Raw genomic sequence first — 1,353 nt, 5'->3', positions numbered from 1 at the left:
ACCCCGGGGGCCTACGCGCCGGCCGGGGGCGTGGCCGCCGGGCCCCCCGGAAGCGGCGCGGCGTCCGCGCGCACGCGGAAGGTGCGGCGGTACGCCGTCGGCGCCACTCCCAGCGCGGCCTGGAGGTGCTGGCGCAGGGACTGCGCCGTGCCGAAGCCGGCGTCGCGCGCGATCCGGTCGACCGAGAGGTCGGTGGACTCCAGCAACTGCCTCGCCCGCTCGACCCGTTGCCGGATCAGCCACTGGCCGAGGCTGACGCCCGCCTCTTCGCGGAAGCGGCGGGTGAACGTGCGCACCGACATGGCCTCCCGCTCGGCCATGTCCCGCAGGGTGATCGGTTCGTGGAGCCGGGCCTGGGCCCAGGCCCGGGCCCGCGCGGTGCTCGCCTGCCGGGGCTCGGGCAGCGGGCGCTCGATGTACTGCGCCTGGCCGCCCTCCCGGAAGGGCGGCACGACGGTCCCCCGCGCGACCTCGTTGGCGACGGCCGTGCCGTGGTCGCGCCGCACGATGTGCAGGCACAGGTCGATGCCGGCGGCGACGCCCGCCGAGGTGAGGATGTCGCCGTCGTCCACGAACAGCACGTTCGGGTCGACCCTGACCCGCGGGTGGAGCCGCTGGAGCTGGTCGGCGCTGCTCCAGTGGGTGGTCGCGGGCCGCCCGTCGAGCAGGCCCGCGGCGGCCAGCACGAAGCTGCCGGTGCAGATGGACACGAGGCGGGTGCCCGGCCGGATGCGGGCCAGGGCCGCCGCGATGCCGGCCGGGAGCGTGCCGTCGACGAAGACGGATCCGGTCTCGTAGGAGGCCGGGACGACGACGGTGTCGGCGGTCTCCAGGACCTCGGGCCCGTTCTCGACGAGGATCGCGAAATCCGCGTTCGTACGGACCGGGCCCGGCCCCTCGACGCCGCACGTGGAGACGGCGTACAGACTGTCGCCCGCCGGGCCCCGGGCGCGGCCGAAGATGCGCTGGGGGATGCCGAGTTCGAACGGGATCACGCCGTCCAGCGCCAGCACGGCGACGCGGTGGGGCCGCGTGCCCGGCGCGCTTCCCGCGCCTTCGGGGGCTCCGTCCGGGGCGGGCGTGCCGCCGTGTGCGGCCGGTGCGGGGGCGCCGGAGATCGTCATGGCCATGGCCCGATCCTAGCGAAGCATGTCCCTCGGGCCACTGGCCCCACCGCGGCATCTGTCCGGATGCTGGCATGCGTGACTGCGACTACGACCGCGAGCGGGAACCACGGCGACGGGAACGACGGCGGCCGGGGCGGGCAGGGGGCGCCCGCCGGCCACGGGAGCCGCGGCGACCGCGGCAGCGGTGAGCGCGAGGGCAGTGAGCGCGGCGGCGGCGACGGCGGGG

Annotated in this window: 1 protein-coding gene; it reads right to left on the bottom strand. The window is 76.9% G+C overall.

The window, feature by feature from the left end; genetic code table 11:
- Positions 1 to 11: 11 nt before the first annotated feature.
- Positions 12 to 1,130: a GlxA family transcriptional regulator gene (locus L1885_RS28385; RefSeq protein WP_235800006.1), complete on the bottom strand. Its 1,119-nt coding sequence runs from the start codon at positions 1,128 to 1,130 to the stop codon at positions 12 to 14.
- Between the last annotated feature and the right edge of the window lie 223 nt (positions 1,131 to 1,353).

The sequence above is a fragment of the Streptomyces fuscigenes genome (assembly GCF_021556455.1).
Lineage (GTDB): Bacteria > Actinomycetota > Actinomycetes > Streptomycetales > Streptomycetaceae > Streptomyces > Streptomyces fuscigenes.
The sequence above is the reverse complement of the archived record's forward strand: the minus strand, read 5'-3'. Positions and strand labels throughout refer to the sequence as shown.